This window comes from Micromonospora sp. NPDC049114, from assembly GCF_040648635.1.
Taxonomy (GTDB): domain Bacteria; phylum Actinomycetota; class Actinomycetes; order Mycobacteriales; family Micromonosporaceae; genus Micromonospora.
The window spans coordinates 668849-686833 of sequence record NZ_JBEZEA010000001.1 but is presented as its reverse complement, the minus strand read 5'-3'; the positions used below and the strand labels follow the sequence as shown (position 1 = coordinate 686833).

The following is a 17985-nucleotide window of genomic DNA, read 5'->3' as shown; positions in this document are numbered from 1 at the left end:
CATGCGGGACAATCGTCGGCGACACCTCACCCTTGGAGACCCAGACATGGCCCACACCCCCATCAACCACCCCGCGCGGCCGATCTACCGGGCGATCGGCGGGCTGACCGGTCTGTACCTGGTGGTCTTCGGCGTGCTCGGCATCATCGCGGGCGCCGGCAACGAGATCCTCGCCCAGGACGACACCCGCGTCCTCGGCCAGGGCACCAACCTCGGCTTCTCGCTGCTGTGCGTGCTGCTCGGGCTCGTCGTGCTGGCCGGCACCGCGCTCGGCCGCAACATCGACGTGGCGATCAACCAGTGGCTGGCGTACGCCCTGATGGTGATCAGCCTGGCCGGTCTGGCGTTCATCCGGACGGACGCCAACTACTTCAACTTCAGCATCTTCACCGTGATCGTCGTGATGACGGCCGCCCTGGTGCTGCTCATGGCCGGCATGTACGGCAAGGTCGGCACGGAGGATGAGGCGGAGGCGTTCCAGAAGGCTCGTCTCGTTCTCTGATCTTCTTCCGCGGTTACGGCCGTGGGTTTTCGCCGGAGCCCGAGCTGCTCCGGGCGGTCAGGCTTGATCCCTGCGCAGCTCGGGCTCCGGCGAAAACCCGACCTGGTCCAGCCCTTCGGCGGACCGTTCCGGCTTTGGTGTTCTTCGGACAGCTGGCTCTTGCTTGGGCGACAATCCTCCTGAAATGGTCTAACTCAGGTGGATGGGGTCTGGTATGCCGCACTTTCCGGTGAACCATCCGGCACGGCCGCTCTACCGGGTCCTCTCCGGCCTGATCGGCGTCTACATCCTGGTCTTCGGCGTCTGGGGTGTCGCCGAGACGATCGGCGACCCGCTCTTCGCGCGGAACAGCACCTGGGCCCTCGGCCTACGGACCAACCTGGCCTTCTCGCTCGCCTCGGTGGTCTTCGGCGTCGTCCTGATCATCGGGGCGTCCCGGCGCAGCAACCTCGGCCACTACATGAACCTCACCGCCGGGGTGGTGTTCCTGGTGACCAGCATCCTCATGATGTCCGTGCTGCAGACCGACGCGAACTTCCTCAACTTCTCGATGTCGACAGTGATCGTGTCGATGCTGTTCGGCCTGATCCTGCTCGGCACCGGCCTCTACGACAAGATCGGCCCGTCGGAGCACGCCGAGGCGGAGCTGGCCCGCCGCAAACATCCGGTGGCCGACGCGCACCGGAGCTGAACCGGGGTCAGCGGCGACGGGCGGTGATCAGCGTGGGCTTCGCCTCCAGGTGCGACAACCCGTTCCACGCCATGTTGACGAGGTGCGCCGCCACCGTCTCCTTGCGCGGCTTGCGCACCTCCAGCCACCAGCGGCCGGTCAACGCGACCATGCCCACCAACGCCTGCGAGTAGAGCTCGGCCAGCTTCGGGTCGTACCCGCGGCTCTTGAACTCGGCGCCCAGGATGTGCTCGACCTGGTGGGCCACGTCGTTCATCACGCTGCTGAAGGTGGCCGTGCCGGACATCAGCGGCGACTCGCGGACCAGCACCCGGAACCCGCTGGTCTCCTCCTCGATGTAGCCCAGCAGGGCCATCGCGGCCTGCTCCAGCAACTCACGCGGATGCCCCGCCGTCAGCGCCGTGGTGATCCGGTCCAGCAGGGCCCGGACCTCCCGGTCGACGACTACCGCGTACAGCCCTTCCTTGCCACCGAAGTGCTCGTACACCACGGGCTTGGAGACCTTGGCGCGGGCCGCCACCTCCTCGATGGAGGTGGCGTCGAACCCTCGCTCGGCGAACAGTTGTCGGCCGATCGCGATCAACTGCTCCCGCCGCTGCGCGGCGGACATGCGTACCCGTGAGGGGGGCTTGGGTTTCGCCGCCGCAGCCGGCACTGCGCGCCGGCTGCCGGCTTCGTCACTGACCTCGGGCATGTCGCCGCCTCGCTGGCGCTCGGTGACGCCCTGCCGTCCGATGGTGCTTCCGCTGTGCCCGCTCACGTCGTCGCCTCACTGGCGGGCGGCCGGGCCGCCCTGCCGTGCCGTCCGACCGTACCCGGATCGGGCCCGGCTCCCCGTGCGCCGAGCCGTCCGGTCCCCCCGCTCCGCTCGGTCACCCGGCCATCCTGCCAGGCGACCTCTCGTGGCACCGCCCGGTTTACCGGGGTGCGACAGGCTTCACGAGCTTGGCCGCGAGGCGTTCGGGCTTCGGCCAGCGCACCTGCGACGCCGCGCCGACCTTCTCGAACAGCCAGATCACCCGGGCCGAGATGTCCACCTGACCGCGCAGCACACCGTGTCGCGCGCTGGTCGGGTCGGCGTGGTGCAGGTTGTGCCAGCTCTCACCGAACGACAGGATCGCCAGCGGCCAGAAGTTCGACGCGCGGTCGCCCTGGCGCATCGCGAACGGGCGCTCGCCGTACACGTGGCACACCGAGTTGATCGCCCAGGTGACGTGGTGCAGGAGGCCGATCCGGACCAGTCCGGCCCAGAAGAACGCGGTGAGCGCGCCCTGCCACGACCAGGTCACCAGACCGCCGATCAGCGCCGGGCCGAGCAGCGAGACGGCCACCAGCACGGGGAACAGTCGGTCCACCCGGCTGATGTCGCGGTCGGCGATCAGATCCGGTGCGAACCGCTGCCGGTTGGACAGTTCGCGGCGGAACAGCCAGCCCACGTGTGCGTGGAACAGACCCCGTGTCAGCGCCCAGAAGCTGGTGCCGAAACGCCACGGCGAGTGCGGGTCACCCTCCAGGTCGGAGAAGGCGTGGTGCCGCCGGTGGTCGGCCACCCACTGGATGATCTCGCCCTGGACCGCCAGCGAACCCGCGACCGCCAGGGTCACCCGCAGCCACCGCTTGGCCTTGAACGAGCCGTGCGTGAAGTAGCGGTGGAAGCCCACGGTGATGCCGAGCCCGGAGACCACGTACCAGACCAGGCCGATGACCACGTCGGTCCAGCCCAGCCAGCCGCCCCAGGCGACCGGCACGGCGACCAGCAGGGCCACGAAGGGGATCACGACGAAGGCCCACAGGGCGGCCAGGATCCCGGAGGACTGGCTGCCGTCGGTGAGCGGTTTCGGGCCGGGGCCGGCAGTGTTGGGTTCGAGGACGGTAGTGGACATGGCACCTCGCAGAGGGGACGGAAACGATCACTAACCTACGCCTACGTCACCGTAACTTACGGCTCGGTAGATCGCACGGGGAAGTTTGGAAAAGCTGTCGTACGTAGGTCCTAAGGACCTGGTCATCGCGGTTTTGCCCAGCGCCGTGGTGTGCCGCCGGGGCGGCCGTTCGAGCGGGTTTTCGCCGGCACCAAGGTCATGAACCACGCGCGCTGGGCGGCCAGGTGGAGGGGATCATGAAGGGCGTGAGTGCTGGCGTCGCGGCCGTCGGGCGTTAAGGTGTAGCGGCAGGATGCTCGCCCCAGCGGCGACGGTGTTCTTGACGTTGCAATCGGCCGTGGTGTAATTGGCAACACCCGGGTCTTTGGTACCCGTATTTCAGGTTCGAACCCTGGCGGCCGAGCTGTCCCTACAAGTCCGTTTCGGGTTCTGCTGGGGGTAAGAGGACGCGCTGCCGGGCTGCGTGGTTAGCATGGCCGCGAGAGTGTCCGCCGTCCCGACGGGAGCCACGTCGTGCCCCAGCCCCACCTTCGTACCGTCGTCGTGCTCGCCGCGGGTGAGGGCAAGCGGATGAAGTCGACACTGCCCAAGGTGTTGCACCCCCTGCTCGGCCGTACGCTGCTCGGCCACGTGCTGAGCGCTGCCGGGCCGCTGGCCGCCGACCGCACAGTCGTCGTGGTGGGCCACGGCGCCGACCAGGTCCGGGCCCACCTGACCGAGATCGCCCCCGACGCCACGCCCGTGCTCCAGGCCGAGCAGCTCGGCACCGGGCACGCCGTGCGGATCGCGTTGGACGCCGTGCCGGAGGGCGCCGGCACGGTCGTGGTGATCAACGGGGACGTGCCGTTGCTGCGACCGGAGACGGTGGGCGCGCTGGTGACCGCGCACGAGGAGGCCGCAGCCGCGGCCACCGTGCTGGCTGCCGAGGTGCCCGACCCGACCGGGCTCGGGCGGATCGTCCGGGACGCCGACGGCCGGCTGGAGCAGATCGTCGAGGAACGCGACGCCGACGCGACCCAGCGCGCGATCCGGGAGATCAACGCCGGCATCTACGCGTTCGACGCGGTGCGGCTGCGCGACGCGCTGGGCAAGCTCTCCACCGACAACGACCAGGGCGAGGAGTACCTGACCGACGTGTTCGGCCTGCTCCGCTCCGTCGGCGAGCCGGTCGCGGTGCACGTGGCTGTCGACCACGTCGAGACGCTGGGCTGCAACGACCGGGTGGAGCTGGCGTCGCTGCGGCGGCTCCTGCGTGACCGGGTCAACGAGGCGTGGATGCGCACCGGGGTGAGCCTGCTCGACCCGGTGACCACCTGGATCGACGTGACGGTGGCGCTGGACCGCGACGCGGTCATCGACCAGAACACCCAGCTGCGCGGGGCCACCGTCGTCGGCGCGGGCGCGCTGGTCGGGCCGGACGTGACGCTCATCGACACGATCGTCGGCCCGGCCGCCTCGGTGGTGCGCAGCCACGCCGTGGGCGCCGAGGTGGGCGCGGGTGCCAGCGTGGGCCCGTACGCGTACCTGCGGCCGGAGGCCCGGCTGGGCGAGAAGGCGAAGGTCGGCACGTTCGTCGAGGTGAAGAAGTCCGAGATCGGGCCTGGCTCGAAGGTGCCGCACCTGACGTACGTGGGCGACGCGACGATCGGCGAGCAGACCAACATCGGCGCCGCGTCGGTCTTCGTCAACTACGACGGGGTCAACAAGCACCGCACGGTGATCGGCAGCCACGCCCGGACCGGGGCGGACAACATGTTCGTCGCGCCGGTCGAGGTGGGTGACGGCGCGTACACGGCGGCCGGCTCGGTGATCGTGGACGACGTGCCGGCGGGCGCGATGGGTGTCGCCCGCGCGCGTCAGCGCAACATCGAGGGCTGGGTGGTGAAGCGGCGGGCCGGTACGGCGGCGGCCGAGGCCGCGCAGCGCGCCGGCGACGCGAAGGGTGCGTCGGAGATGGCCGGGACCGCAAGCGACAGTGAGGCAATGCACGGGCGGGCCGAGACGGTGGGCGGTGCGTCCGGCGCGGGAGATACTGCAACCGAATAGTCCCCGACCCACCACCACCGGGCCGGGTACCGCCGACAAACGGGAGCAGACGGGCCCATGGGCAGCATCGTCGCCGAAAACCGCAAGAGCCTGATGCTCTTCTCCGGACGGGGTTTCCCGGAGCTGGCCAAGGAGATCGGCGAGGTGCTCGGTGTGGCACCGACGCCGGCCGACGCGTACGAGTTCGCCAACGGCGAGATCTTCGTACGATTCAAGGATTCGGTACGTGGTTCGGACGCCTTCGTGGTGCAGTCCGTGACACACGGGGTGAACACCTGGGTCATGGAGACCCTGATCATGGTGGACGCGTTGAAGCGGGGGTCGGCGAAGCGGATCACCGTCGTGCTGCCGTTCTACCCGTACGCGCGGCAGGACAAGAAGCACCGGGGTCGGGAGCCGATCTCGGCCCGGCTGGTGGCGGATCTGCTGAAGACCGCCGGTGCGAACCGGATCCTCACTGTCGACCTGCACACCGCGCAGATCCAGGGCTTCTTCGACGGGCCGGTGGACCACCTCTTCGCGATGGACATCCTCGCCGAGTACGTGGAGCACAAGTACGCGGGCCGGCCGATGACAGTGGTCGCGCCGGACTCGGGTCGGGTACGGGTGGCCGAGCGCTGGACCGACCGCCTCGGCGGGTGCCCGCTGGCGTTCATCCACAAGACCCGCGACCCGATGAAGCCGAACCAGGTGGTCGCGAACCGGGTGGTCGGTGAGGTGGAGGGCCGGGTCTGTCTGATCGTCGACGACATGATCGACACCGGTGGCACGATCTCCAAGGCCGCCGACATCCTCAAGGAGTCCGGTGCGGCGGAGATCGTGGTGGCCTCCACCCACGCGCTCCTGTCGGATCCGGCCACCGAGCGGTTGAAGAACAGCCCGATCAGCGAGGTGGTGGTCACCAACACGCTGCCGTTGCCGCCAGAGAAGCAGCTGGACAAGCTGACCGTGCTGTCGATCGCGCCGCTGCTGGCGCGGGCGATCCGGGAGGTGTTCGACGACGGCTCGGTGACCACCCTCTTCGGTGGCCTGAGCTGAAGGTGGCCGAGTCGGCCGGCAGGACCTGACAAACTGGTCGAAACGGGCTGGCGCGCTGGCGGGAAACACCGTCGGCGGGCCGGCCTGGAGCCGTGATCGGGGACTGCCGGAAACCCGGGAAACACCTCGGGTAGACTGGTGCGGTTGCCACGGCGAGGGTGCCCGGCGGGCCGCTGAGAAGCGCCGCACGGAGGCACCGTCATCGACGCGGTGCTCCGGGCAGTCGTTCATGACGCATGAGCCCCAGCGAGCCCCTCGCCCCAGCACCGCAAGACGACAAGCCGCCGCAGCGAAAAGCATCAGGAGTTTCCCCGTGTCCGAGGTAAAGATCAGCGCCGAGCCCCGTACCGAGTTCGGCAAGGGTGGTGCCCGCCGTACCCGCCGGGCCGGCAAGGTGCCCGCCGTGCTGTACGGCCACGGCGAGAAGCCCAAGCACATCGCGCTGCCGTCGCGGGAGTTCGCCGCCGCGATCCGCAAGGGTGGTGCCAACCAGCTCTTCGCGATCGACATCACCGACGGCACCCAGGTGCTGGCGCTGCCGAAGGCGATCCAGCGTGACCCGATCCGGGACACCTTCGAGCACGTGGACCTCATCCTGGTCCGCCGGGGCGAGAAGGTCACCGTCGAGGTGCCGGTCCAGCTGACCGGCGAGGCCGCGCGGGACACCCTGATCGTGCACGACCACGACACCCTCTCGGTGACCGCCGACGCCACCAAGGTGCCGGACCACCTCGAGGCGTCGATCGAGGGCCTGGAGGCCGGCTCCTCGGTGACCGCCGGCGACGTCCAGCTGCCCAACGGTGTCGAGCTGGCCGTCGACCCGACGCTGCCGGTCGCCGCGGTGACCGCCGCGCCGACCGCCGAGCAGCTCGAGGCGACGCTGCCCGAGGTCGAGGAGGCCACCGAGGAGGCCGAGGCCGAGACCGGCGAGGTCACCGAGGGCTCCGAAGGCGCGGACACCGCCGAGGGCGCCGAGAACACCGAGGCTCGTACCGAGGCCTGATCGGTTCGTACCGTGCGGCAGGCGTCCCCGATTTTCGGGGGCGCCTGCCGGCGTATCGGGAGTCGGTGAAGACGGCGGGAGGGGCGGGTCGTGACGGACGAGGCGGGGCCGTGGCTGGTTGTCGGCCTGGGCAATCCGGGCCGGGAGTACGCCGGAAACCGGCACAACGTCGGGTTCATGGTGGCGGATCTGCTGGCGGGGCGGTTGGGCGCGCGGTTCGGTAGGCACAAGCGGGCGGTGGCCGAGGTCGCGGAAGGGCGGCTGGGGTTCGGCGGTCCGAAGCTGGTGCTGGTGAAGCCACTGACGTACATGAACCTGTCCGGTGGGCCGGTCGCGGCGCTGTCGCAGTTCTACAAGGTGCCCCCGGCACAGGTGATCGCGGTGCACGACGAGCTGGACATCGGCTTCGGCCAGGTGCGGATCAAGTGTGGCGGCGGCGAGGGCGGGCACAACGGCCTGCGGTCGATGTCCAAGTCGTTGGGCACCAAGGACTACGTCCGGGTGCGGTTCGGCGTGGGTCGGCCGCCGGGGCGGCAGGATCCGGCGGACTACGTGCTGTCGGATTTCGGCGCGGCGGAACGCAAGGAGCTCGATTTCCTGGTGGACAGGGCCGCTGACGTGGTGGAGTCGGTGATCGTCAAGGGCGTGGAGCCGACCCAGAACCTGTATCACGGCGGTTGAGCCGGGCGGGGCGTACCGGATCGGAAACGGTTGGCCGGTAGTCTGCGCCTTTCGGCGTGCCGTGACCGGCGACGCGGGTCGCGGCCGATCGGTGCGTGCGGGCACGGGCCGCGGCGAGGCGACGGGAGCGGGCAGATGGGCAGTCCTCCGATGATCGACGGGGCGTTCGCCCGGTGGTTGGCCTCGCGGGCCGGTCAGGCGCTGCTCGACCTGCGGACGGAGTTGGGCTTCGCGGACACGGGCGCGCTGAAGTCGGCCGGGGACAAGGTGTCGCACGACCTGATCCGCACGGAGTTGGCGCGGTGGCGGCCGGGCGACGCGGTGCTCTCCGAGGAGGACGAGGGCTCGCGGTTGGCGTGGGCGGCCGAGGTGAACACCGGCGCGGTGTCCCGGCTGACCGCGGACCGCGTGTGGATCATCGATCCGTTGGACGGCACCCGGGAGTTCGCCGAGGAGGGCCGCTCGGACTGGGCGGTGCACGTCGCGCTCTGGGCGCGGAGCGCGCCGAGCCCGCACGGTCTGGTCGCCGGGGCCGTCGGGTTGCCGGCGCAGCACCGGGTGCTGGGCACCGACTACCCGCCCGCGTACCCGCCGATGACTGTCGAGGCGGCGACGGCCGGTGAGCGCAAGATCCGCCTGGCGGCGAGCCGGAGCCGACCGCCGGTGTTCCTCACCGACCTGGCCGAGGACGTCGGCGCGCACCTCGTGCCGATGGGTTCGGCCGGTGCGAAGATCGCCGCGGTGGTGACCGGCGAGGTGGACGCGTACATCCATGCGGGTGGGCAGTACGAGTGGGACTCGGCCGCCCCGGTTGCTGTGGCGACGGCCACCGGACTACACGCTTCCCGGATCGACGGTTCTGCGCTTCGATACAACGAGGCGGATCCGCGCCTGCCGGACCTGCTGGTCTGTCGCAAGGATCTCGCCAACCGGTTGCTTGCAGCGCTGCAGAGGCATTCCGGGTAGCCTGAGCGCACTTCTTGACATGTCCGACCGGAAAGGTCTGGAAATCGGATGAGCGAGCGAGTGTCATGACGTCCCCCGCGGCCTACCGGGTCTCTCACCTGGACGCCCTCGAGGCGGAGAGCATCTTCGTGATGCGCGAGGTTGTCGCCGAGATGGAACGCCCGGTGCTGCTCTTCTCCGGCGGCAAGGACTCGATCGTCATGCTGCGGTTGGCGCAGAAGGCGTTCGCTCCGGCCAACATTCCCTTCCCCGTCATGCACGTCGACACCGGGCACAACTTCCCCGAGGTGCTCGAATACCGCGACCAGCGGGTCGCCGAGCTGGGGTTGCAACTCGTGGTGGCGAGCGTGCCGGAGGCCCTGGCCAGCGGGCTGGTCCGCGAGTCGGGCGACGGGATGCGCAACCGGATCCAGACGCCGGTGCTGCTGGACGCGGTCGAGAAGCACCGCTTCGACGCGCTGTTCGGCGGCGCCCGCCGCGACGAGGAGAAGGCGCGGGCCAAGGAGCGGGTGTTCAGCTTCCGCGACGAGTTCGGCCAGTGGGATCCCAAGAACCAGCGCCCGGAGCTGTGGTCGCTCTACAACGGCCGGCACCACCCGGGCGAGTCGATCCGGGTCTTCCCGCTGTCCAACTGGACCGAGCTGGACGTGTGGCACTACATCGCCTCCGAGCGCATCCCGCTGCCGTCGATCTACTACGCGCACGAGCGCGAGGTGATCGAGCGGGACGGCATGTTCTACGCGGTCAACGAGTTCTTCCGTCCCCGCGCGGGTGAGGAACGGTTCAAGGCGCAGGTGCGCTACCGCACCGTCGGCGACGCCTCCTGCACCGCTGCGGTCCGCTCGGACGCGGACACGGTGGAGAAGGTCATCGAGGAGGTGGCGGCCACGCGGATCACCGAGCGGGGCGCGACCCGTGGTGACGACCGGGTCAGCGAGGCCGCCATGGAGGACCGCAAGCGGGAGGGGTACTTCTGATGACCACCGAGATCGTGGCCCCGGCCGCCGCCGGCACCGAGGCCACCGGTGAGGCGCGGCCGATGGACCTGCTGCGGTTCGCCACCGCCGGCAGCGTGGACGACGGCAAGTCGACACTGATCGGCCGGCTGCTCTACGACACCAAGTCGCTCTTCAGCGACCAGCTGGAGGCGGTGGAGGCGGTCAGCGCGGCCCGTGGCGACGAGTACACGAACCTGGCGCTGCTCACCGACGGCCTGCGCGCCGAGCGCGAGCAGGGCATCACCATCGACGTGGCGTACCGGTACTTCGCCACGCCCCGCCGCAAGTTCATCATCGCGGACACGCCCGGGCACATCCAGTACACCCGCAACATGGTCACCGGGGCCTCGACGGCCGACCTGGCGCTGATCCTGGTGGACGCGCGCAAGGGCCTCGTCGAGCAGTCCCGCCGGCACGCGTTCCTCTGCTCGCTGCTGCGGGTGCCGCACCTGGTCCTCTGCGTCAACAAGATGGACCTGGTCGACTGGTCGCAGGAGGTCTACGAGCGGATCGCCGACGAGTTCACCGCGTTCGCCGCGAAGCTCGACGTACCCGACCTGACCGTGGTGCCGATCTCGGCGCTGCGCGGCGACAACATCGTCGCCCGGTCGGAGAACATGCCGTGGTACGAGGGTCCGTCGCTGCTGCACCACCTGGAGCGCGTGCACATCGCCAGCGACCGCAACCTGGTCGACGTCCGGTTCCCCGTGCAGTACGTGATCCGCCCCCAGTCCACGACCGTCACCGACTACCGGGGCTACGCGGGTCAGGTCGCCTCCGGTGTGCTGAAGCCGGGGGACGAGGTAATGGTGCTGCCGTCCGGCTTCACCAGCCGGATCGCCGCCGTGGAGACCGCCGACGGGCCGGTCGCGGAGGCGTTCCCGCCGATGTCGGTGACGGTACGGCTGGCCGACGAGATCGACATCTCCCGGGGCGACATGATCTGCCGGCCGAACAACGCGCCGGCGGTGGCCCAGGACATCGAGGCGATGGTCTGCTGGATGGACGAGACCACCCCGCTGCGGGTCGGCGGCCGGTACGCGATCAAGCACACCACCCGGTCGGCCCGGGCGATCGTGCGGGGGCTGCACTACCGGTTGGACATCAACTCGCTGCACCGCGACGAGTCGGCCGACGAGCTGCGACTCAACGAGATCGGCCGGGTGCGGCTGCGCACGACGGTGCCGCTGCTGGCCGACGAGTACCGCCGTAACCGCACCACCGGCGGCTTCGTCATCATCGACGAGGCCACCAACCGCACGGTCGGCGCCGCCATGATCGTCGAAGCCAGCTAACCCACCCGCGCCCCGCGCCAACAAGATCACAACCGATCCACGAAGTAGTGGCCTCGCCCGTCGGGCGAGGCCACTACTTCCATGAACAAGCACGATCTCCCCGGCCTCCAGAGGCGCCGGCCCCGCCGCCCGCCGCCCGCCGCCTCGACCGGTGATCAAGAGGTTTGCGTCAGTCCGAGCCCGGATTCTGACGCAAACCTCTTGATCAACCCGGAGGTGCGGGGGTGGGGGTGCGGGCGGAGGTGCGGGTGGGTCAGGGCAGGCGGGTTGCGCCGGGGGCGGGGAGGACCGGGATCGTGGTGGGGGCGGTGAAGGCGCGTTCGGCGTACGCGGCCGTGACGGCTGCCGCCACCGCCTCGACGCGGTCGGTGTCCACCAGGGCGAGGACGCAGCCGCCGAACCCGCCGCCGGTCATCCGGGCACCGAGCGCGCCGGCCGACAGGGCCGCCTCGACCGCCGTGTCGATCTCCGGCACGGTGATCTCGAAGTCGTCGCGCATGGAGACGTGCGAGGCGGTGAGCAGCGGGCCGATGTCCCGGACCCGGCCGGCGCGCAGCAGCGCCACCGTGTCCAGCACACGCTGGTCCTCGGTGACCACGTGCCGGACGCGCCGTCGGGTCTCCTCGTCGTCGAGGCGGGCCAACGCGCCGTCGAGCTGATCGACTGCCACGTCACGCAGCGCGGCGACGCCGAGCGCCTTGGCGGCCGCCTCGCAGGACCGGCGGCGGGCGGCGTACTCCCCGTCGGCGTGCCGGTGCGGTGCGCGACTGTCGATGACCAGCACGGCCAGCCCGGCGGCGTCCAGGTCGAACGGGATGTGCTCGACGGACTCGTCGCGGCAGTCGAGGAAGAGCGCGTGCCCTTCGCGGCAGCGGATCACCGCGGACTGGTCCATGATGCCGGTCGGCGCACCCACGTAGACGTTCTCCGCCCGCTGCGCCAGCCGCGGCTGCCGCTCGGGGGACAGGTCCAGCCCGCCGAGGTCGAGCAGGGCGGCGAGCACCGACGACTCCAGCGCGGCCGACGAGGAGAGCCCGGAACCCAGCGGTACGTCGGAGGCGATCGCCAGCCGGGCGCCGGGCACCGCGTGGCCGGCGTCGCGCAGCGCCCAGACGACCCCGGCCACGTACGCGCCCCAGCCGGTCACCCGACCGGGCTCGGCCACGTCGTCCGCGCCGAAGGTGATCGTCTCGTCGGACAGCTCGGACCAGACCGTCCAGCGCTCGTCGTCCTGCCGGTCGGCGGCGACCACGGTACGCAGTGGCAGCGCGAAGGGCAGCACGAACCCGTCGTTGTAGTCGGTGTGCTCGCCGATCAGGTTGACCCGGCCGGGCGCGGCCCAGAGGCCGGTGGCCTGACCGCCGTACTGGTCGGTGAAGCCGGCGGCGGCCCGCTCGACGACGTCACCGGTGGGGCTGCTCATGACTGCTCCAGGACGTGCGTGCGGTAGAAGGCCCAGGCGTCGCCGACCATGTCGTGCAGGGTGGGCTTCTGCGGCACCCAGCCCAGCTCGTCCCGGGCCAGCGCGGAGGAGGCGACCAGCTCGGCGGGGTCGCCCTCGCGGCGCGGCGCCACCTCGACCGGCAGTTGGTGCCCGGTGACCTCGCGGACCACGTCGACCACCTGCCGGTTGGTGAAGCCGTTGCCGTTGCCGAGGTTGTAGATGCGGTGCTGGCCCGGAGTGGCGGCGTCCAGCGCCAACAGGTGGGCGCGGGCCAGGTCGGCGACGTGGATGTAGTCGCGGACGCAGGTGCCGTCCACAGTGGGGTAGTCGTCACCGAAGAGCTGGAGCTTCTCCCGCCGACCGGCGGCGACCTCCAGGGCGATCGGGATGAGGTGCGTCTCCGGGTCGTGCCGCTCGCCGAGCGCGATGTCGCCGGTGAGGTGCGCGCCGGCGACGTTGAAGTAGCGCAGCGAGACGGCGGCCAGCCCGTGCGCGATTGCCTCGGAGGTGAGCGCCATGTCGACGGCGAGCTTGGTGGCGCCGTACGTGTTGGTGGGCGCCTTGACCGCGGTCTCGGTGATCGGCAGTTCGGTGGGGTTGCCGTAGACGGCGGCGGTGGAGGAGAAGACCATCCGGGGCACCCCGGCGGCGCGGACGGCGTTGATCAGGGCGAGCGAGCCGACGGTGTTGGTCTGCCAGTACAGCTCCGGCTTCACCATCGACTCGCCGGCGGCGATGAGGGCGGCGAAGTGCAGCACGCCGTCGAAGCCGGCGTCGGGGGTGAGGATCTGGGCGGCGTCGTGAATGGACGCCTCGACGTGGGTCGCGTCGGGAGCGAGCGCCTCGCGGTGACCGGTGCGCAGGTCGTCCAGGACGACGACCTGGTGGCCCGCGTCGAGCAGCATCCGGGTCACCACGCTGCCGATGAACCCGGCGCCCCCGGTGACGAGCAGTTTCACGTCGTTGCCTCCTGCCTGGCCCGCCGGGACGTGGCCTTTGGTGATCACCCTACGGCGGCGGATGGGACCGGAGTCGAGCACGCCGCCAACCCATTCCATCATAATCTCTCACGTTTAAACAGAGCCGCACATCGCCGGTGACTCGGCGCGATCCCCGGTGCGGCGGGCACCCGGTGTCTACCATCTCTGTCATGCGGGAAGCGGCCCGTTCCGGGCTCCGGCGACGCGTGCGGGGGAAGCCCCGCCGCGACCCCGGCCCGCTCGCCCGAGCCCTCGCCCGGATCCTGGTCCGCACGGCCGACGGCGCCACCCGCCTCGTCACCGACCTGCTCGGGGCCGGCCCGGCGGCCGGGCGGGAACGCATCTCCGAGGCCGAGCTACGGGACCTGCTCGCGGTGAACACGGTGCTCGACCCGGACGAGCGGCGGATCATCGACGAGGTGCTGGTGGCCGGCGCGCGTCTCGTCCGCGAGGTGATGATGCCCCGCACCGAGGTGGTCTTCCTGCCGGCCCGGCTGACCATCGCCGAGGCCGCCCGGTTGGTGCGGGCCGAGACGCACACCCGTTACCCGGTGACCGACGGCACCCAGGACGACGTGGTCGGGTTCGTGCACCTGCGGGACGTCCTGCTGCGTCCGGACGCCGACCCGTGCGTCACGGTCGGTGAGCTGACCCGTGAGGTCAAGCAGGTGCCGGGCAGCAAGCCGGTCCTGGCCGCGCTGACCGAGATGCGCCGGGAGGGTCACCACCTGGCGGTCGTGATCGACGAGTACGGCGGGACCGCCGGCATCGTCACCCTGGAGGACCTGATCGAGGAACTCGTCGGCGAGATCCACGACGAGTACGACACGAACCCCGACCCGCCGTACGCCGGCCTGCCGGCGGTGGTCGACGGCCGGCTCAACCTCGCCGACTTCGCCGAGCGGACCGGCGTGACGCTGCCCGCCGGACCGTACGAGACGGTCGGCGGGTACGTGATGGCGGTGCTGGGTCGGCTGCCGCTGCCCGGGGACGAGGTGCCCGTGCCCGCCGAGCCGCCCGGCGACGGCGGTCCCGATCCGGTGGACCCGGCGGACGGGTGGCTGCTGCGGGTGCTGGCCCTGGACGGCCGCCGCGTCGCCCGGCTCGCGGTGTCGGCGCTCCGCGTGCCGGAGCAGCGGCGCGCGGGCTTGCCACTCGAGGTCAGCGCCCCGACACCGGCCGGCCGTGGCCGACGCGCCGGCCCGTCATGACGGCCCCGCCCGCTTGCTGACAGAATTATCGCCATGCCCGACGTTTCCGAGCGACCCCGCGTCTTCTCCGGCATCCAGCCGACGGCCGACTCGTTCCACCTCGGCAACTACCTGGGAGCCGTGCGGCACTGGGTGGCCCTGCAGGACACCCACGACGCGTTCTACTGCGTGGTGGACCTGCACGCCATCACCGCCGGTCACGATCCGGCGCTGCTGCGCCAGCGGACCAGGGTGGCGGCGGCCCAGCTCTTCGCGGTCGGTCTCGACCCGGAGCGCAGCACCCTGTTCGTGCAGTCGCAGGTGCCCGAGCATCCGCAGCTGGCCTGGGTGCTCGGCTGCATCACCGGCTTCGGCGAGGCCAGCCGGATGACCCAGTTCAAGGACAAGTCGCAGAAGCAGGGCAACGAGCGGGCCAGCGTCGGGCTCTTCACCTACCCCGTTCTGCAGGCCGCCGACATCCTGCTCTACCAGGCCAACGCGGTGCCGGTCGGCGAGGACCAGCGTCAGCACCTGGAGCTCTCCCGCGACCTGGCCCAGCGGTTCAACTCGCTGTTCGGCGCGACGTTCACGGTGCCCGCGCCGCACATCGTCAAGGACACCGCCAAGATCACCGACCTGCAGGACCCGACGGCGAAGATGTCCAAGTCGTCGTCCTCGCCGGCCGGCATCATCGACCTGCTGGACGATCCGGCCCGGTCGGCGAAGAAGATCCGCTCCGCGGTGACCGACACCGGTCGGGAGATCGTCTTCGACGCCGAGACCAAGCCGGGCGTGTCCAACCTGCTGACCATCTACTCGGCGCTCAGCGGCCGTGGCATCGACGAGCTGGTGGCAGCGTTCGCCGGCCGCGGCTACGGAGACCTGAAGAAGGAGCTGGCCGAGGTCGTGGCGGAGTTCGTCCGCCCCATCCAGGAGCGCACGCGCACCTACCTCGACGACCCGGCACAGCTGGACAAGCTGCTCGCCGCCGGCGCGGAGAAGGCCCGGTCGGTGGCCGGCACGACCCTGCGGTCCGCGTACGAGCGGATCGGTTTCTTCCCGCCGGTGCGCGGCGAATAGCGCTGCGGGACAGGTGGGCGGGTCGGTGGCCGACGTGGCGGCGCGGAGCGTGGATCGCAGTGGCGGGGTGCCGCCGTCCGGCGACACCGTCCAGATCGGCATAGCGGTGGACATCCCGGAGCCGTGGGGGGCCCAGCTCACCCGGCGACGGGTCGAGGCGGGCGATCCCCTCGCGGTGCCGGCACACGTGACGCTGCTCGGTCCGACCGAGATCCCGACCGCCGTCCTGCCGGGCGTCGAGCGGCATCTCGCCGCCGTGGCCGCCGCGCATCTGCCGTTCACGCTGCACCTGCGGGGCACCGGCACGTTCCGGCCGGTGACGCAGGTGGTGTTCGTCGCGGTGGCCGCCGGGATCAGCGAATGCGAACTGCTGGCCGCCGCGATCGCGACCGCGCCGGGCCTGCACCGCCAGACCCGCTTCCCGTACCATCCGCACGTCACCGTGGCGCAGGACGTCGCACCGGAGGCGTTGGACAAGGTGTACGAGGATCTGGCCGACTTCTCCGCGATGTTCGAGGTCGACGGGTTCACCCTCTTCTCGCACAGCGGGCAGGCCCGGTGGCAGCCCCGCCGGGACTTCCGCCTCGGCGACTGACGGTCGGCGACCCGCCGGGCGGCGAGCACTCTTGCGCCGGTTGCCACGGCGGCGGTGGGAGATCGGCGAGGATGATCGCGTGAACGTGATCGGCCGTATCGAGGCGGGCATCGACCGCTGGGTGGGTGCCGCGCGCAGCCGGTCGAACCTGTTCGACCACGTGTGGCGGGCCGGGGCGCTCTACGCCGAGGTGCTGGCCGGGCGGCTCGCCGCGGCGATCGCCTACTACGGCTTCTTCGCCGTCTTCGCGCTGGCTCTGGTCGCGTACTCCATCTTCGGCGCGATCCTGGAGGACAACGACGAGGTCTCCGCGGCGGCGGCCGGGTTCCTGAAGGAGAACCTGCCGTTCCTGGACGCGCAGCAGATCGCCAACTCCAGCGGCACGGTCGGCGTGGTCGGCCTGGTCATCCTGGTCTTCACCGGGATCGGCTGGGTGGAGGCGATCCGCTCCTCGCAGCGCCTCATGTACGCCCTCAACCAGCAGCCCGGCAACCTCGTGGTCCGGCGGCTCGTCGACCTGGGGGTGATGATCGGCGTCTTCGTGCTGCTCGGCCTCTCGGTGGCGGCGGTGGACGCGCTGGAGTCGCTGCTGCGCTTCCTGCTGCGCAGCACCGGGTCGGTCGGCCTGACCACGGTCAGCGCGGTGCTCAGTGTGCTGGTCAACGCGGTGCTCGCCACCGCGCTGCTGCTCGCGGTGCCCCGGCTGCGGATGAGCCGGTCCCGGCTGCGCCCGGTGGTGCTGCTGGTGGCGATCGGCATCACCCTGCTCAACACGGTCGGGCGGTACTACGTGGTGCGTACCGAGCGGAACCCGGCGTACACGGTGGTGGCCGGCGCGGTCGGTCTGCTGCTCTATCTCTACCTGCTCAACCAGCTGGTGCTGTTCGGGGCGGCGCTGCTCGCGACCAGCACGAGCGGGCGGGTGGTGGATCTGGCGGAGGGTGCCCCGCCGGTGGATCCCGACGAGGACACCGATCCCGGTGCGCCGGGGGGTGCGAGCTGATGGCGGAGGTGCCTGACGTGCTGATCACTGTCGACTCCGACTCGCCGGTGCCTCCGTACGAGCAGGTGCGGGTGCAGCTCGCCGAGTTGATCGGTGACGGCCGGTTGCCGGTGGGCAGCCGCCTGCCCACCGTCCGGCAGCTCGCCGCCGACCTGCGGCTGGCCGCGAACACGGTGGCGCGGGCGTACCGGGAGCTGGAGGGGGCGGGGCTGCTGGAGACCCGGGGGCGCAACGGCACGTTCGTCGCACCCGGCCGCGACGCCGCCGTCGACCGGCTGCACCGCGCCGCCGTCGAGTACGCCGCCGAGGCACGGCGGTTGGGCGTACCCCCGGAGCGTGCCCTCGCTCTCGTGCGTGCCGCCCTCGACGCCACCCGGCACGACTGAGCCGCGCAGGCCGAGGAACGTTTCCCGATGAATGTGTGACATTGACCGGTGTTGCGGCCGTGCGTACCCTGCGAGGCGGCCAGCGGTGGGTGGCGCCACCGCCGATCAGCCGTGACACGGGGAGCACGATGTGAGTGGGACCGAGCGGGAAGCCGGATCACCTCCGGCGGGTCGTGGGGCGACGTCGAGACGATGGCTCCTGCT

Annotated in this window: 18 protein-coding genes and 1 tRNA gene; 15 read left to right on the top strand and 4 right to left on the bottom strand. The window is 70.9% G+C overall.

The annotated features are described in order from the left end of the window. The first annotated feature begins 46 nt into the window (after positions 1-46). Positions 47-502: a DUF4383 domain-containing protein gene (locus tag AB0B39_RS03190; RefSeq protein WP_234585548.1), complete on the top strand. Its 456-nt coding sequence runs from the start codon at positions 47-49 to the stop codon at positions 500-502. A gap of 214 nt (positions 503-716) precedes the next feature. Beyond that, positions 717-1193, top strand: a complete 477-nt coding sequence (locus tag AB0B39_RS03185) for a DUF4383 domain-containing protein (RefSeq protein ID WP_234585563.1) — start codon at positions 717-719, stop codon at positions 1191-1193. Positions 1194-1200: 7 nt separating this feature from the next. Here AB0B39_RS03185 and AB0B39_RS03180 read toward each other — a convergent pair whose 3' ends face one another. Together AB0B39_RS03180 and AB0B39_RS03175 are read right to left on the bottom strand one after the other, a co-directional pair. Next, the gene (locus tag AB0B39_RS03180) at positions 1201-1887 is read right to left on the bottom strand and encodes a TetR/AcrR family transcriptional regulator (protein ID WP_234585795.1); all 687 of its coding nucleotides are present in this window, start codon (positions 1885-1887) and stop codon (positions 1201-1203) included. A 223-nt stretch (positions 1888-2110) separates the two neighbouring features. Beyond that, positions 2111-3076 (bottom strand): acyl-CoA desaturase, encoded by a 966-nt coding sequence (locus AB0B39_RS03175; protein WP_357493486.1) that lies wholly within the window; start codon positions 3074-3076, stop codon positions 2111-2113. Positions 3077-3407: 331 nt separating this feature from the next. Between AB0B39_RS03175 and AB0B39_RS03170 the strand changes: the two genes are divergently transcribed. The 8 genes from AB0B39_RS03170 to AB0B39_RS03135 all read left to right on the top strand — a co-directional run bounded on the left by AB0B39_RS03170 (position 3408) and on the right by AB0B39_RS03135 (position 11103). Next, positions 3408-3479, top strand: a tRNA-Gln gene (locus AB0B39_RS03170). 110 nt (positions 3480-3589) lie between these two features. After that, positions 3590-5122 carry a bifunctional UDP-N-acetylglucosamine diphosphorylase/glucosamine-1-phosphate N-acetyltransferase GlmU gene (glmU, locus tag AB0B39_RS03165; protein ID WP_357573349.1) on the top strand — a complete coding sequence of 511 codons (1533 nt, stop codon included), beginning with the start codon at positions 3590-3592 and terminating at the stop codon, positions 5120-5122. A gap of 57 nt (positions 5123-5179) precedes the next feature. After that, on the top strand, positions 5180-6160 hold the full coding sequence (locus AB0B39_RS03160; RefSeq protein ID WP_234585567.1) for a ribose-phosphate diphosphokinase: 981 nt from the start codon (positions 5180-5182) through the stop codon (positions 6158-6160). Between the two features lie 313 nt (positions 6161-6473). Beyond that, positions 6474-7163, top strand: coding sequence for a 50S ribosomal protein L25/general stress protein Ctc (locus tag AB0B39_RS03155; RefSeq protein WP_234585581.1), 690 nt, complete (start codon positions 6474-6476; stop codon positions 7161-7163). Between the two features lie 90 nt (positions 7164-7253). Then, positions 7254-7844: an aminoacyl-tRNA hydrolase gene (gene pth / locus AB0B39_RS03150; protein ID WP_357493490.1), complete on the top strand. Its 591-nt coding sequence runs from the start codon at positions 7254-7256 to the stop codon at positions 7842-7844. Positions 7845-7979: 135 nt separating this feature from the next. Then, the gene (locus AB0B39_RS03145) at positions 7980-8810 is read left to right on the top strand and encodes an inositol monophosphatase family protein (RefSeq protein ID WP_357493492.1); all 831 of its coding nucleotides are present in this window, start codon (positions 7980-7982) and stop codon (positions 8808-8810) included. A 65-nt stretch (positions 8811-8875) separates the two neighbouring features. Beyond that, on the top strand, positions 8876-9787 hold the full coding sequence (gene cysD / locus AB0B39_RS03140; RefSeq protein ID WP_357493494.1) for a sulfate adenylyltransferase subunit CysD: 912 nt from the start codon (positions 8876-8878) through the stop codon (positions 9785-9787). After that, positions 9787-11103, top strand: coding sequence for a GTP-binding protein (locus AB0B39_RS03135; protein WP_357573348.1), 1317 nt, complete (start codon positions 9787-9789; stop codon positions 11101-11103). The genes cysD and AB0B39_RS03135 overlap by 1 nt, the downstream gene beginning before the upstream one ends. 253 nt (positions 11104-11356) lie before the next feature. Here the strand turns inward: AB0B39_RS03135 and galK are convergent, their stop codons facing one another. After that, a complete protein-coding gene (gene galK, locus AB0B39_RS03130; protein WP_357573347.1) occupies positions 11357-12526 on the bottom strand; it encodes a galactokinase in 1170 nt (389 codons plus the stop codon). After that, on the bottom strand, positions 12523-13506 hold the full coding sequence (galE, locus tag AB0B39_RS03125; RefSeq protein ID WP_357573346.1) for a UDP-glucose 4-epimerase GalE: 984 nt from the start codon (positions 13504-13506) through the stop codon (positions 12523-12525). The genes galK and galE overlap by 4 nt, the downstream gene beginning before the upstream one ends. 191 nt (positions 13507-13697) lie before the next feature. On the opposite strand from galE, the gene AB0B39_RS03120 reads away from it, so the two are divergent. The 5 genes from AB0B39_RS03120 (at position 13698) to AB0B39_RS03100 (ending at position 17781) form a co-directional block, all read left to right on the top strand. Further along, positions 13698-14738: a hemolysin family protein gene (locus tag AB0B39_RS03120; RefSeq protein WP_357573345.1), complete on the top strand. Its 1041-nt coding sequence runs from the start codon at positions 13698-13700 to the stop codon at positions 14736-14738. A gap of 33 nt (positions 14739-14771) precedes the next feature. Next, a complete protein-coding gene (gene trpS, locus AB0B39_RS03115; RefSeq protein WP_234585634.1) occupies positions 14772-15797 on the top strand; it encodes a tryptophan--tRNA ligase in 1026 nt (341 codons plus the stop codon). A gap of 25 nt (positions 15798-15822) precedes the next feature. Continuing rightward, a complete protein-coding gene (locus tag AB0B39_RS03110) occupies positions 15823-16392 on the top strand; it encodes a 2'-5' RNA ligase family protein (protein WP_234585639.1) in 570 nt (189 codons plus the stop codon). Positions 16393-16471: 79 nt separating this feature from the next. Beyond that, positions 16472-17395: a YhjD/YihY/BrkB family envelope integrity protein gene (locus AB0B39_RS03105; protein WP_234585662.1), complete on the top strand. Its 924-nt coding sequence runs from the start codon at positions 16472-16474 to the stop codon at positions 17393-17395. Next, entirely contained in the window at positions 17395-17781 is a 387-nt protein-coding gene (locus AB0B39_RS03100; protein WP_357493507.1) for a GntR family transcriptional regulator, read from the top strand. The genes AB0B39_RS03105 and AB0B39_RS03100 overlap by 1 nt, the downstream gene beginning before the upstream one ends. Positions 17782-17985 lie beyond the last annotated feature (204 nt).